The following is a 12,995-nucleotide window of genomic DNA, read 5'->3' on the forward strand; positions in this document are numbered from 1 at the left end:
CCACGAAGAGTGCACCGGCGCTGAGCCGCATGACGTCGACGGGGCCGTCGAGCTGGGGGCCCACCCAGCCGGGGTCGAGTGCGCCGCTGCTCAGCGTGACGGCAGCCAGCTTGTCCCGGTTGACGCCGCCGACCTTGCTGAACGCGCCGCCGAGGTACAGCCGGGCTCCATCGGTCGCCAGCGCGTTCACCGAACCGTTGACGCTGGGGCGCCAGGCCGCGTCGAACTGACCGCTCGCCGGATCGAAGAGCGCGAGGTTGGTTGCAGCGAACTGGGTGGTCCCGGCGCTGTCGACCACGGACGTGAACGACCCGCCGACGACCACCCTGCCGCTCGGCAGGGGCAGGATGGCCGACACCCTGCCGTTCACACCCCAGGTCTGGGCCGGCGCGGTCGGCACGACGGCCTGCGCGGACGTTGCTGACACCACCGCGAGGGCAGCAATCACGACGCTGGCAAACGCTGACCGGACAACACCTTGGCGAGCAAACATCTGCGCTCCTGAGGGAGACCGCCCTGGACCCGAATGCGTCAAGGCTAGGTCCGGGTCCGTCGCTGGTACGCAAAACGGCCAGATGCCCGCCGCTCTTCCCAAATCCCCGGTCATCGCGTTGTCCCATAACGCGGTTGACCGGGGCAAAGACGCCAGCGGCTGCTACCGTCGTTCCCGGTTGCCGTCTGAGTCCACGTATGAACGGACTCGGCTCGACCGAGCCATCGCGCGAAGGTCGCGTGCCGCGCTCGTCGTGACCATCGGCAGCCTGGGGTCTCCACAAGGGAGGCCTCGCTGACAAGAAGAGGCAACACCAGTGGCAACAGGCACCGTGAAGTGGTTCAACAGCGAAAAGGGCTTCGGCTTCATTGAGCAGGACGGCGGCGGCGCCGATGTCTTCGTTCACTACTCGGCCATCGAGAGCGGCGGCTACCGCGAGCTGCAGGAGGGCCAGAAGGTCGAGTTCGACGTCACGCAGGGCCCCAAGGGCCCCCAGGCCGAGAAGGTCAAGGGCATCTGACCTCAGATACCTTCGGTGACTTCGGTCCCGAGCGAAACCCCCGACCATTCGGTCGGGGGTTTCGCGTTTGGTGTCAGGCGGGCAGTCGCACGAGGAACCTGCACCCCGGCCCGTGGTTGCTCACGCTCACGGTCCCCCGGTGCGCCTCGACGAGGCCCCGGACGATCGCCAGTCCCAGCCCGGCGCCGGTCCCCGTCTCCGGGGTCCGGGCTGAGCTGCCTCGCCAGGCCACGTCGAACACGCGCTCGAGCTCGTCCGGGTGGATTCCTCCGCACGCGTCCGTGACGCTGAGTTCGATGGCTGCGCCGTCCCGGCGTCCTTCCACCAGGACCGCACCGTCCGCTGGGGTGTGCCGGATCGCGTTCATCACGAGGTTGCCCACCACTCGCGACAGGGCGTCCGGGTCGGCGCGCACCTCGAGATCCGGGCCGACCTCACCGTCGATCGCGACGCGCCCGGCTGCGGCGACCGGGCTCGCACCGGCCAGGCACTCGCTCACGACGTCGCGCAGCGCCAAGGGCTGCACGCAGAGGTTGAGAGTGCCGGCGTGGATCCGGGACAGCTCGAACAGGTCGTCGACCATGGCCGTCATGCGGTCGGCCGATTTGAGCATCTGGTGGTGGTAACGGGCAGGATCAGGGGCCAGGCCGTCCTCGAGTGCCTCGGCCATCGCGCGCAGTCCGGCCAACGGTGTCCGGAGGTCGTGCGACACCCACGCCACGAGCTCGCGCCGTGACTGCTCGAGCTGCCGTTCGCGCGCCCGGGCCGCGCGCAGCAGGTCGCCGCTCCGGGCCAGCTCGTCAGCAACCGCCCGGATCTCGCGCGGTTCGGCACCCGTCGGCGTGACGACCTCTCCGGCTCCGAGCTCGGCGGCCATGCCCCGCAACCGGAGGGTCGAGTTGACGAGCGTACGGGCCAACAGCAGGGAGAACGCCGTCGACACCGCTCCCGAGACGGCGCAGACGAGGACGATGACGGCGAGGTCGTGCCGGGACAGGAACATCGCCTGCGCCGTGCCGACCACCCCGGCCACGACCCCTCCGATCGCGACGGCGGTGATCAGCCATGCGGACCACTGAATCGGCGCACGCCTCGTGCGCCACCCGAACAGCGCGCCGACCAGTCCGATCGCCAAGGACCAGCCCCCCGCGATGAGGACGATGAGGAGCTGGTCGTGCGTCACGACAGCTCCCATCGGTAGCCGACTCCCCAGACGGTCAGCAGCCTCGTCGGCCGCGTCGGGTCGGCCTCGACCTTCTCGCGCAGCCGCCGGACGTGGACCGTGACGGTCGACTGGTCCCCGAAGGACCAGCCCCAGACCTCGCGCAACAGGTCTTCGCGCGTCCAGACCTCAGCAGCGTGGGACATGAGGAAGTGCAGCAGGTCGAACTCGCGCACCGTCAGGGACAGAGGTTGCCCGTCCAGTGTCACGACGTGCGCGCCGGGATCGACGACGAGCGTGCCGTCGCTCACGCGGGCGCCGCGCATGTTCCCCATCTGCACCCTGCGCAGCACCGAATCCACTCGCAGGGCCAGCTCGCGCGGACTGAACGGCTTGGTGACGTAGTCGTCCGCCCCGAGCCGCAGCCCCACCAGGCGGTCGGACTCGGAACCCAGGGCGGTGAGCATGATGATCGGCACGTCGGTGCTCTCCCGCAACCGCCGGCACACCTCGAGGCCACCGACCCCGGGCAGCATCAGGTCGAGAACCACGAGGTCGGCGCGACGGCGCTGCATCGCCGACAAGGCGGCCTCACCGTTGCCCACTGCGGTGACCTCGTGCCCTCCGGCCCGAAGGTATGACACCACGACCTCGCGCACCGTCTGGTCGTCGTCGACGACGAGCACCTCAGCCACGCTCAGCTCCTTGCACCGCAGGGGAACTGCGGACTGGCATCTTCAAAGGTTAGTGCTGCGGGTGTGGGCCCGGTCAGACCTTCCGGGGTGTCTRGCAGGGTGCCCGTTGTGTGGAGCGGGCACCCTGCTGACGCGGACGAACGGGTCAGTCGGCGGTGAGGCCGGCCGGGCCGTATGCGGTCCCGGCGGCGGTTCCCGCCGGGGTGAGCTGCCCGTGGCTGCCGATGGTGAACGAGGACACCGACCCGTCCCCGAGTCGCACCGACAGGGTCCGCCGGTCGGGCGAGACGGTTGCGTCGGTCGGGCCGGCGCCGGTGGTGGCGGCGACTGCCGCCTCAAGCGTGAGCGAGCCGTCGTGGGCGATGCGGTACGCGGAGATCGACGGACTCGCGGCGTTGACGACGTAGGCCAGGTCGCCGGCGACGGCCACCCAGCAAGCGGCCAGCTGCGTGTCCGGCAGGGCGCTGGTGATCACGCCGAACGGTCGAACGCGGTAGGACGAGACGGACCCTGTGACAGCTTCCGAGACGATGGCCCTCCCGCGCCGGTCGAAGTCGAACCCGTACGGCGTCGTGCCTGCTGAGGCGTGCGGTCGCGCGTGACCGGCTGAGCCACCGACGACGCCGAACGTCTCGATGCGGTTGGCCGCCTTCTCCGTCACCACGAGCGAGCGCCCGTCGGGGGTGAAGGAGACCTGCGCCGCGTCGGTGGTGCCACCGGCTGGATTGGGCGTCAGGTGCCGAGTGGAGCCGGGCAACCGGCGCAGGTGCCCGCTTGCGTCGTAGCTGAACCCGTTGATGGTGTCGTTGCCCTGGTTGAGCACGTAGCCCACCCCGTCCCGGACGGTGACGCTCACCGGGAAGTCGCCGCCGGAGCTGATCCGGTCACGCACGACGAGGCCGTGCTCAGTCGACGCCAGGGCAGACACCGAGTCGTCACCCGCGTTGACCACGAACAGGATTCGGCCGTCACGGGCGAGCCCTCCTTGGGAGTGCAGCGATGCGCCGGCCCCGGCGCCACCGGTCGCGACGGTCCCGGCTGGGTGCAGGGAGCCATCCCGGTAGCGGTCGAAGACGGCCACGGCATTGTTCCCCGACGCATTGGTCGCCTCGTAGACATGGCCGACGACGGCCCGAGACCCGGTTGGTTGGATGGCGGCGCCCGCGGCGCCGACGGCGCCGACGAGCATCGCGGCAGCCGCCGCAGCGGTGGCTGCCGCGAGGATCGATGTGCGGGTGGTGTTCATGAGCCGTGCCTTTCGAGTGGCGGTTGGGGCTGTCTCAGTCAACCGCCGCCTGCTGGCCGGCACTCCGTGCTCTCACCGCTCGTAAGAGGCCTGTAAGAACGACCCTGCTCCCACTGACCGGACTCCGCCTGCGGCTCTACACGTTGAAGCGGAACTCCACGACGTCGCCGTCGGCCATGACATAGTCCTTGCCCTCGATGCGGACCTTGCCGGCGGCCTTGGCGGCGTTCATGTTCCCCGCCGCGACGAGGTCCTCGAAGCTGACGATCTCGGCCTTGATGAAGCCGCGCTGGAAGTCGGTGTGGATGACGCCCGCGGCCATCGGGGCGGTCCAGCCCTTGCCGATCGTCCAGGCGCGCGACTCCTTCGGACCGGCCGTGAGGTAGGTCTGCAGGCCGAGCGTGTGGAAGCCGGTGCGGGCGAGCTGGTCGAGCCCCGACTCCTCGGCGCCGAAGCTCTGGAGCAGCTCGAGCGCCTCGTCGGGCTCCATCTCCATGAGGTCCATCTCGAGCTTGGCGTTGAGGAAGACCGCGTCGGCCGGCGCGGCGAGCTCGCGCAGCGAGGCTTGGAGCTCGGTGTCCGCCAGCTGCTCCTCGTCGAGGTTGAAGACGTAGATGAAGGGCTTGGTCGTCAACAGACCCAGCTGCTTGGCCTCGGCGAGGTCGATCCCGGCGCCCGGCCCGGCGGCATAGAGCGTGTCGCCTGCCTCGAGGACCTTCTGCGCGGCAACGGCGAGGTCGACGGCCGCCTTCTTGTCCTTGTTGACCCGGGCCTCCTTCTCGAGGCGCGGCACGGCCTTCTCGAGCGTCTGCAGGTCAGCGAGGATCAGCTCGGTGTGGATCGTCTCGATGTCGCTCGCGGGGCTGACCTTGCCGTCGACGTGCACGACGTCGCCGTCCTCGAACGCGCGCACGACCTGGCAGATCGCGTCGGCCTCACGGATGTTGGCGAGGAACTTGTTGCCCAGACCCTCCCCCTCCGAGGCGCCGCGGACGATGCCGGCGATGTCGACGAAGCTCACCGTGGCGGGCAGGATCTTCTCGGAGGAGAAGATCTCGGCGAGCGCGCCGAGGCGGGAGTCCGGCAGCGGGACGACGCCGACGTTGGGCTCGATCGTCGCGAACGGGTAGTTCGCCGCGAGCACGTTGTTCTTGGTCAGCGCGTTGAAGAGCGTCGACTTGCCGACGTTGGGGAGACCGACGATTCCGATGGTGAGTGCCACGAGGACAAGAGTTTAGTGGCGATCGGGCGGCCCGCCGACCACGGAGGGCGTATGCCGTCCCGCGGGGATCAGGTGAGCGTCCACTCCCAGCCGGGCTGCCACCCGAACGGCTCGCTGACGAGCTGCTCGAGCGGCCGGCCGTCGAGGAGGTGCTGCAGCGCCCAGCGGTTGGCCGAGTGGGCGATGACGAGCACCCGCTCCCGTCGTGGTCACGCCGCACGTCGTCGAGGAAGCCGGCCGTCGCGTCGACGACGTCGCGGTAGCTCTGGCCACCACCCGGAAAGGGCACGTCGACGTGGTCGAGGCGGACGCGCGCGAGGTGCTGCCCCTGCTCGGAGAGTCGCCCGGGCAGCCAGTCGGTCGCGATGCCGGCTTCGTTGTCCTCGGTGATCGAGTGCGTCTCGTAGACGAGCCGGACGGCCATGGCGCTCAGCGCGGCAGCCGCACGCCGCAGAGCTGACGCGACTGGGCGACGAGGTTGCCGGCGGAGTCCCAGATCATGGCGTCCTCCTCCATCATGCCGCCGCCGAGCGTGTCGCTGCCGAGGGAGACCTGCAGCCAACCAGGCTGGGGCCGACGCCTCACGTGGCCCGTGAACTCCAGCGTCGGCGTCCACCCGAAGAGGCCCAGGTCGAAGGCGACCGGGGGCAGGGCGTCTAGGGCCATCACGAGCATCGTCGTGTCGGGCTCGCGGCCGTCGCGCAGCCGCAGCCAGCCGCGCATGACGCCCCGCATCGACGGCTTGCCCATCGCCCAGCCGGCCGTGCTCGGGTCGAGGCGCAGGTCGAGGCGCTCGAGGAACTTCGCGTTGGCGAGGAAGTCGGGCGGTGCCTGGTCGGCCGAGACGCACTCCTCGGGCGGCGGCATCGCGGGCGGGGACGCCTGGCGCTGGACGTCGAGGTCGGTGAGGTTGCCGAACGAGCCGATGGCGCGCATCCGCTCGACGGTCTGCCCGTCGTCATCCGTCTGGTGGATCGCCATCTGCCCCGTGGAGAGCTTGCGGCCACAGCGCATCACCTCGGTCGTCACCGTGAACGGACCCGGTTGCGACGCCGTCATGAAGTACGCGGAGAGCACGACGGGATCGACGTGCTCGGTCGTCTCGGTGGGGTCGGCGGACAGGTGCTTGCCGAGGGCGCGCAACGCCGTCGTCATGACGAGCCCGCCGTTGACGGCGTTGCCGATCATCCACTCCTCGTGGAAGGTGCCACGCCACTGCGTGGGGTCGTCTCCGGACTCGAGCCGGGTCGCGTCGTCGTACTCGCTCACGGGCTAGGTCTAACAGACGCGCACCCCCTCCCGGCCGACCCGGGCGTATGCCGTGTGCCACGTCTGCAGCGCAGCCGCACACCGCGAGGACCGAGCCCCACCGCAGACGGTGTGTCGCCGGCCCCGGCGGGTGTCGCTCGCCTGAACGGGGCTCGACGGGGCTCAACGGGGCTCGTCGGGTGTCGGAGTCGGGCTGTGTCAGCGGCGTCTGGGACGGTGCTCGCATGGACCTCACCGCGCTGATCGCCGGGCTCGTCATCGGCGCACTCGTCGGCGGCCTGCTCGCGTGGCTGTCGGCCCGCTCCACGCTGCTGGCCCGTTCCGCCGGCGCCGAGGCCGAGCGCGACGTCCTGCGTGAGCGCGTGGCCGACCTCGAGTCCGCTCGAGACGTCGACGACACGACCGCAACCCTGCTCGCTCCCCTGCGCGACACCATCGGCCGCGTCGAGCGGCAGGTGGGCGCGCTCGAGCGCGACCGGTCGCTCCAGTTCGGGCAGCTCGGCGAGCGCCTCAGCGAGGTGAGCCGGTCCACCGAGTCGCTGCGCTCCGAGACCGCCACCCTCGCGACCGCCCTCAACGCCTCGACGGTCCGCGGGGCCTGGGGCGAGGTGCAGCTGCGTCGCGTGCTCGAGCTCGCGGGGCTCCTCGCGCGCTGCGACTTCGACGAGCAGGTGACGAGCGTGAGCCGACACGGGGCGACCGTGCGCCCCGACGCCGTCGTCAACCTGCCCGGCTCCCGCCATGTCGTCGTCGACTCCAAGGCACCGATGGCACACTTCCTCCAGGCGCACGGCGAGACGGTGTCCGAGGTCGAACGTGCGGAGCTCCTCGCCGCCCACGCCACCGCGCTGCGCCGGCACGTCGAGGGACTGGCCGCGAAGGCGTACTGGACGGCGTTCACCCGCTCCCCCGAGGTCGTCATCTGCTTCGTCCCGGGCGAGGCGATCCTGGCGACGGCCCTCGCCGACGACCCCGGCCTCTACGAGCACGCGCTGTCGCGCAAGGTCGTCCTGGCCTCCCCGGGCACCCTCTTCGCCGTGCTCCGCACCATCGGGGCCATCTGGCAGCAGGACGCCCTCGAGCAGAACGCCCGAGAGCTGCTCGCCATCGGGCAGGAACTCCACTCCCGACTCGCCACGCTGGGCGGTCACGTGACGACGATGGGCCAGTCGCTCTCGCGGTCCGTCGAGCAGTACAACAAGTTCGTCGGCACGCTCGAGTCGCGCGTGCTCGTCACGGCGCGCCGGATGCACGAGCTGCACCTGGCCAGCGACGCCCCGCCACCCCTGGCGCCCATCGAGGTCGCTCCGCGCTCGCTCAGCGCGACCGAGCTGACCGACGACCTCGGTCGCGCCGCACGCGACGACGCCTTCCTGGCGCAGGAGTCCTCGCGCGGGCACGCCTCGAGCGGAGAAGCGTCAGCCTGACGCGGCGGCTCAGTGCAGTGAGCCGGAGTCCTCGAACGCGGCGTCGTGGCGCACGTTCCCGGCGTCCTCACCCTTGCGGGCCTTGAGGTCGCGGCGCAGCTCGTTCGGCAGCGAGAAGAGCAGCGACTCCTCGGCGGCGATGACGGCCTCGACCTCGCCGTAGCCGCGCTCGGCGAGCCACGACAGCACGTCACGGACGAGCACCTCGGGGACGCTGGCGCCCGAGGTCACGCCGACGGTCGTCACGCCCTCGAGCCACTCCTCCTGGATCTCGTYGGCGAAGTCGACGAGGTGCCCGTCCCGGGCGCCGTGCTCGACCGCGACCTCGACGAGACGCACGGAGTTGGACGAGTTGCGCGACCCGACGACGATCATGAGGTCGGTGTCCTTGGCCATCTGCTTGACCGCCAGCTGTCGGTTCTGCGTGGCGTAGCAGATGTCGTCGGACGGCGGGCTCTGCAGCGCGGGGAACTTCTCTTTGAGCCGGGCGACCGTCTCCATGGTCTCGTCGACCGAGAGCGTGGTCTGCGACAGCCAGACGACCTTCTCGGGATCGCGGACGGTGACGTTCGCGACGTCGTCGGGCCCGTCGACGAGGGTGATGTGCTCCGGCGCCTCACCCGAGGTGCCGACGACCTCCTCGTGGCCCTCGTGGCCGATGAGCAGGATGTCGAAGTCGTCGTCGGCGAAGCGCACGGCCTCGCGGTGCACCTTCGTCACGAGCGGGCACGTCGCGTCGATCGTCTTGAGGCTGCGGGCCTTTGCCTCCTCGTGGACCACCGGAGCGACGCCGTGGGCGGAGAAGATGACGGTGGCTCCCTCGGGCACCTCGTCCGTCTCGTCGACGAAGATGGCGCCGCGCTTCTCGAGGGTGTTGACGACGTGCTTGTTGTGCACGATCTGCTTGCGCACGTAGACCGGCGGCCCGTAGAGCTCGAGGGCCTTCTCGACGGTCACGACGGCCCGGTCGACACCGGCGCAGTAGCCGCGTGGCGCCGCGAGGAGGACCTTCTTGCCGGACGTCCGGTCGACTGGCTCGCTCATGGGCCCATCGTACGGGGGGCTCCGCGCGCCCCCGCACGGCCGCAGTCGCCGTCCGCCTCTATCGTTGCGGGCGTGAGCATGACGAGCCCGCTGCCCGACAAGGCCGCCGACACGACGGCCGAGCAGCCCTGGCCGGTGCGCGTGCTCAGTCTCAAGATCTCCGACTACGTCGACCGGATGAGCCAGCTCTGGGTCGAGGGCCAGGTCGTGCAGTTCAACCCACGCGGGGGCACCGCCTTCCTCACCCTCCGCGATCCCGACGTCGACATGTCCTTGTCCGTGTCGGTGCCGATGAACGCCGTCAACGCGATGCCGATCCCGCTCGCGCAGGGCGCTCGGGTCGTGCTCCAGGCCAAGCCGACCTTCTGGACCAAGCGCGGGACCCTGCAGCTCGAGGCCCGTCAGATTCGTCCCGTCGGCATCGGTGACCTGCTCGCCCGAGTCGAGATCCTCAAGCGCACGCTCGCCGCAGAGGGGGTGTTCGACGTCGGGCGCAAGCGGCCGATCCCCTTCCTGCCACACCGTGTCGGCCTCATCACCGGGCGCAACTCCGCGGCCGAGAAGGACGTCGTCGAGAACGCCCGGCGTCGGTGGCCTGCAGTCGTGTTCGAGATCCGCGAGGTCGCGGTCCAGGGGAGCTCGGCGGTCACCGAGGTGGTCGAGGCGCTCCGCGAGCTCGACGCGATCCCGGCCGTCGACGTCATCGTCATCGCGCGCGGCGGTGGTGCGCTCGAGGAGCTGCTGCCCTTCTCCAACGAGGCGATGATCCGCGCGGTCGCACAGGCCAGTACCCCCGTCATCAGCGCCATCGGACACGACGTCGACCAGCCGCTGCTCGACCTCGTCGCCGACTGGCGCGCGTCGACCCCGACCGACGCCGGCAAGAAGGTCGTTCCGGACGCCGCCCACGAGCGTGCCCTCGTCGACGCAGCCCGCGACCGCGTGCGCCGGGCGCTGGTCCGCCGGGTCGAGGCGGAGCGGTCGGGTCTGCGCTCGCTCGTCTCTCGCCCGGTCATGGCCGACCCGGTCGCGCTCGTCCGGGTCCGACGACAGGAGGTGGCGGCCCTGAGGGCGCGGGCCACGACGCGCCTGGAGGCGCGGTTGCACCGTGCTGCCGACCAGGCCGAGCACCTGCGCCGGCAGGTCGTCGCCCTCTCCCCCCAGTCGACCCTGGAGCGGGGCTATGCCGTCGTCCAGCACCGCGACGGGCGCATCGTCATGGACCAGGGCGACGTCGGGGTGGGCGAGCTGCTGCGCGTCCGCGTGGCCCGGGGCGACTTCGGGGTGCGGCCCGTGTCGACCGGCGCCGACGGCGCCACGTCGTAGGGTGACGCCCATGGCTGACGCGACGACGACCGACGGCTCGTTCCCGGACATCGCCGACATGCGCTACGAGGACGCCCGCGAGGAGCTCGTCGCGATCGTCGCGAAGCTCGAGGCGGGTCAGGCGCCGCTCGAGGACTCGATGCAGCTGTGGCGCCGCGGCGAGGCACTGGCCGCGCACTGTGCGACCTGGCTCGACGGGGCACAGGCCGAGGTCGAGCGAGCCACCCGTCCGCCCGCTGCCGCCGAGGAGCTCCACGCCGACGACGACATCTTCGACGAGGACGACGACTCCTGACCGACCGGTCGGCCAGCCGGTCAGCCGGTCAGCCGGTCAGCCGGTCAGCCGGTCGGGCTGGACGGCGCAGGACTGGCGCCTGTTGCCGGCGTCACCGGCCCCAGGGCCGCGACGAAGGCCTTGAGCTCGTCCTCCGGCGCCGTCCCGGTGGCCACGAGGGTCAGCCCCGTGGCTCCCTGACCCTTGACCACGTAGGCGAGCTGGCCCTTGTCGCTTGCGACGAACCTCTCGAAGGTGCGACCCGAGACCGTCACGGTGCCCGCGGCGGCGCCGTCGTCGACGGAGCGGTCGACCCAGCCCTGCGTCGGGCCGACGGCCTGCTTGAGGGCGATGTCGGCACCGCTCGGGGTGGTCCAGACCGTCGTGAACGTCGGGACCTTCTCCGTGCCCGGGGCGTACGTCGCAACCGTCGGCACCCAGCCGTCGCCGAGGCCCTTGGGCAGCTGGATCGGCCAGGTCGTCTGCGCCGCGACCTGGCCCGCCTTCCCAGCCGCGTCGACGGCCGGCCGCTGGACGTGCGTGATCCGCGGCACGATGGCCACGAGCGCGAGGACGAGCAGCCCGATGACGAACATCGAGCGGAACATGTTGGGGAACGTGCCGAGCGAGTACCGGCTCGGCGGAGCAGCCGGCTCCGTGACCTCCCCCGACTCCGTCGGCTCCGCCGGCTGGGTCGGCTCCGGGGTCGTGCTGCTCTCTGCCGGGGGTGTCGACGGGGTCGACGGGCTGCTCATGCCCCCATCGTCCCCGACTCCCGGACACCATCCAAACCCGGGCGGTCTCACCGCTAGGCTGGCGCGGACTTGTTCTGCGCCGACGGAGGACCTTGATGAAGCACAGCCAGCCGGATCGCAACCTCGCTCTCGAGCTGGTCAGGGTGACTGAGGCGGCAGCCATGGCCGGAGGCCGCTGGGTCGGCCGCGGCGAGAAGAACAAGGCCGACGGTGCCGCCGTCGAGGCCATGCGCGCGATGATCTCGACCGTCAGCATGCGCGGGGTCGTCGTCATCGGTGAGGGCGAGAAGGACAACGCCCCGATGCTCTTCAACGGCGAGCAGGTCGGTGACGGCACCGGCCCCGAGGTCGACGTCGCCGTYGACCCGATCGACGGCACGACCCTGACCGCCAAGGGCATGAACAACGCCGTCGCCGTCATGGCCGTCGCCAACCGCGGCGCGATGTACGACCCGTCCGCGGTGTTCTACATGGACAAGCTCGCGACCGGACCCGATGCGGCCGACGTCGTCGACATCCGGCTCCCGGTCGCCGAGAACATCCGGCGCATCGCCAAGGCCAAGAGGGAGACCCCGGCCGACGTCACGGTCGTCATGCTGGACCGGCCGCGCCACGAGGGCCTGGCGGAGGAGATCCGCAACACCGGTGCGCGCATCCGCTACATCGTCGACGGTGACGTCGCGGGTGCCGTCATGGCGGCCCGACCCGGCACCGGCGTCGACCTGCTCCTGGGCATCGGCGGCACCCCGGAGGGGATCATCGCCGCGTGCGCCATCAAGTGCACCGGCGGCGTCATCCAGGGCAAGCTCTGGCCCAAGGAYGACGAGGAGCGTCAGAAGGCCCTCGACGCCGGTCACGACCTCGACCGCGTCCTGTCCACCGACGACCTCGTCGTGGGTGAGTGCTTCTTCGTCGCGACCGGCATCACCGACGGCGAGCTGCTCCGCGGCGTGCGCTACGGCGCGAAGTCGGCGCGCACGAACTCCCTGGTCATGCGCTCGCGCAGCGGCACCATCCGCACCATCGACAGCGAGCACCGCTTCGACCGGCCGGGCTGGTTCGGCAGCGCCGACATGATCGACGCCTGAGGCGCACGACGTGAGCGAGCGCACCGGGCACGTCCGCACCCTCGTCATCGGCGAGGCCCTCGTCGATGCCGTCACGAGGCCCGACGGCGAGACCGAGGAGCACGTCGGTGGCAGCCCGGCCAACGTGGCCTTCGGGCTCGCTGCCCTCGAGCACTCGGTGGACCTCGCGACGTGGATCGCGACCGACGGGCGGGGCCGGCGCATCGAGGACGTATGCCGTGAGCGCGGGGTGACCCTCACCGCCGGCTCCCAGGGCGCCCCCTTCACGTCCGTCGCCCACGCGACGCTCGACGCCACCGGCGCCGCCACCTACGTCTTCGACCTCGAGTGGCAGGTGGCCGCGGTCCCGGGCCTGACGGCATACGGCCACGTCCACACCGGCAGCATCGCTGCCGTCCTCGAGCCCRGCGGCAGCCAGGTGCGCGCCCTCCTCGCGGCGGCCCGCGAGCTCGGCGCGACGGTGTCCTACGACCC

15 protein-coding genes and 1 pseudogene are annotated in these 12,995 nt (G+C 71.0%); 7 read left to right on the forward strand and 9 right to left on the reverse strand.

The genetic code is table 11. The features are described from left to right. Positions 1–427 (reverse strand): annotated as a pseudogene (locus AC1DP0_RS08975) (hypothetical protein); the annotation flags it as partial. Positions 428–809: 382 nt separating this feature from the next. Between AC1DP0_RS08975 and AC1DP0_RS08980 the strand changes: the two are divergent. Continuing rightward, a complete protein-coding gene (locus AC1DP0_RS08980; RefSeq protein WP_009777120.1) occupies positions 810–1,013 on the forward strand; it encodes a cold-shock protein in 204 nt (67 codons plus the stop codon). A gap of 73 nt (positions 1,014–1,086) precedes the next feature. On the opposite strand, the gene AC1DP0_RS08985 is transcribed toward AC1DP0_RS08980, so the two are convergent. The 5 genes from AC1DP0_RS08985 to AC1DP0_RS09005 all read right to left on the reverse strand — a co-directional run bounded on the left by AC1DP0_RS08985 (position 1,087) and on the right by AC1DP0_RS09005 (position 5,532). Further along, positions 1,087–2,196: a sensor histidine kinase gene (locus tag AC1DP0_RS08985; RefSeq protein WP_478083828.1), complete on the reverse strand. Its 1,110-nt coding sequence runs from the start codon at positions 2,194–2,196 to the stop codon at positions 1,087–1,089. Further along, positions 2,193–2,870 carry a response regulator transcription factor gene (locus AC1DP0_RS08990; protein ID WP_478083831.1) on the reverse strand — a complete coding sequence of 226 codons (678 nt, stop codon included), beginning with the start codon at positions 2,868–2,870 and terminating at the stop codon, positions 2,193–2,195. The genes AC1DP0_RS08985 and AC1DP0_RS08990 overlap by 4 nt, the downstream gene beginning before the upstream one ends. Before the next feature lie 145 nt (positions 2,871–3,015). Beyond that, positions 3,016–4,116: a lactonase family protein gene (locus tag AC1DP0_RS08995; RefSeq protein WP_478083833.1), complete on the reverse strand. Its 1,101-nt coding sequence runs from the start codon at positions 4,114–4,116 to the stop codon at positions 3,016–3,018. 136 nt (positions 4,117–4,252) lie between these two features. Beyond that, a complete protein-coding gene (ychF, locus tag AC1DP0_RS09000) occupies positions 4,253–5,338 on the reverse strand; it encodes a redox-regulated ATPase YchF (protein ID WP_478083835.1) in 1,086 nt (361 codons plus the stop codon). A 68-nt stretch (positions 5,339–5,406) separates the two neighbouring features. Beyond that, positions 5,407–5,532 carry a hypothetical protein gene (locus tag AC1DP0_RS09005; RefSeq protein ID WP_478083836.1) on the reverse strand — a complete coding sequence of 42 codons (126 nt, stop codon included), beginning with the start codon at positions 5,530–5,532 and terminating at the stop codon, positions 5,407–5,409. Positions 5,533–5,543: 11 nt separating this feature from the next. On the opposite strand from AC1DP0_RS09005, the gene AC1DP0_RS09010 reads away from it, so the two are divergent. Further along, positions 5,544–5,798 carry a hypothetical protein gene (locus AC1DP0_RS09010; RefSeq protein ID WP_478083838.1) on the forward strand — a complete coding sequence of 85 codons (255 nt, stop codon included), beginning with the start codon at positions 5,544–5,546 and terminating at the stop codon, positions 5,796–5,798. On the opposite strand, the gene AC1DP0_RS09015 is transcribed toward AC1DP0_RS09010, so the two are convergent. Continuing rightward, entirely contained in the window at positions 5,768–6,607 is an 840-nt protein-coding gene (locus AC1DP0_RS09015; protein WP_478083841.1) for a thioesterase family protein, read from the reverse strand. The two genes, AC1DP0_RS09010 and AC1DP0_RS09015, sit on opposite strands and share 31 nt — an antisense overlap. Before the next feature lie 224 nt (positions 6,608–6,831). On the opposite strand from AC1DP0_RS09015, the gene AC1DP0_RS09020 reads away from it, so the two are divergent. Beyond that, entirely contained in the window at positions 6,832–8,034 is a 1,203-nt protein-coding gene (locus AC1DP0_RS09020) for a DNA recombination protein RmuC (RefSeq protein WP_478083845.1), read from the forward strand. 9 nt (positions 8,035–8,043) lie between these two features. Here the strand turns inward: AC1DP0_RS09020 and AC1DP0_RS09025 are convergent, their stop codons facing one another. Then, on the reverse strand, positions 8,044–9,078 hold the full coding sequence (locus AC1DP0_RS09025; RefSeq protein WP_478083847.1) for a 4-hydroxy-3-methylbut-2-enyl diphosphate reductase: 1,035 nt from the start codon (positions 9,076–9,078) through the stop codon (positions 8,044–8,046). A gap of 78 nt (positions 9,079–9,156) precedes the next feature. Between AC1DP0_RS09025 and xseA the strand changes: the two genes are divergently transcribed. Together xseA and AC1DP0_RS09035 are read left to right on the forward strand one after the other, a co-directional pair. After that, positions 9,157–10,404, forward strand: coding sequence for an exodeoxyribonuclease VII large subunit (gene xseA / locus AC1DP0_RS09030; RefSeq protein WP_478083853.1), 1,248 nt, complete (start codon positions 9,157–9,159; stop codon positions 10,402–10,404). A gap of 10 nt (positions 10,405–10,414) precedes the next feature. After that, a complete protein-coding gene (locus AC1DP0_RS09035) occupies positions 10,415–10,699 on the forward strand; it encodes an exodeoxyribonuclease VII small subunit (protein WP_478083848.1) in 285 nt (94 codons plus the stop codon). Between the two features lie 44 nt (positions 10,700–10,743). Here AC1DP0_RS09035 and AC1DP0_RS09040 read toward each other — a convergent pair whose 3' ends face one another. Continuing rightward, a complete protein-coding gene (locus AC1DP0_RS09040; protein WP_478083849.1) occupies positions 10,744–11,433 on the reverse strand; it encodes a DUF4245 domain-containing protein in 690 nt (229 codons plus the stop codon). Between the two features lie 95 nt (positions 11,434–11,528). Between AC1DP0_RS09040 and glpX the strand changes: the two genes are divergently transcribed. Beyond that, positions 11,529–12,521 carry a class II fructose-bisphosphatase gene (gene glpX, locus AC1DP0_RS09045; RefSeq protein ID WP_478083850.1) on the forward strand — a complete coding sequence of 331 codons (993 nt, stop codon included), beginning with the start codon at positions 11,529–11,531 and terminating at the stop codon, positions 12,519–12,521. A 10-nt stretch (positions 12,522–12,531) separates the two neighbouring features. Next, positions 12,532–12,995 (forward strand): PfkB family carbohydrate kinase (locus AC1DP0_RS09050; RefSeq protein ID WP_478083852.1); only part of this gene is annotated, 464 nt, incomplete at its 3' end.

The sequence above is a fragment of the Terrabacter sp. P5_B1 genome (genome assembly GCF_056400505.1).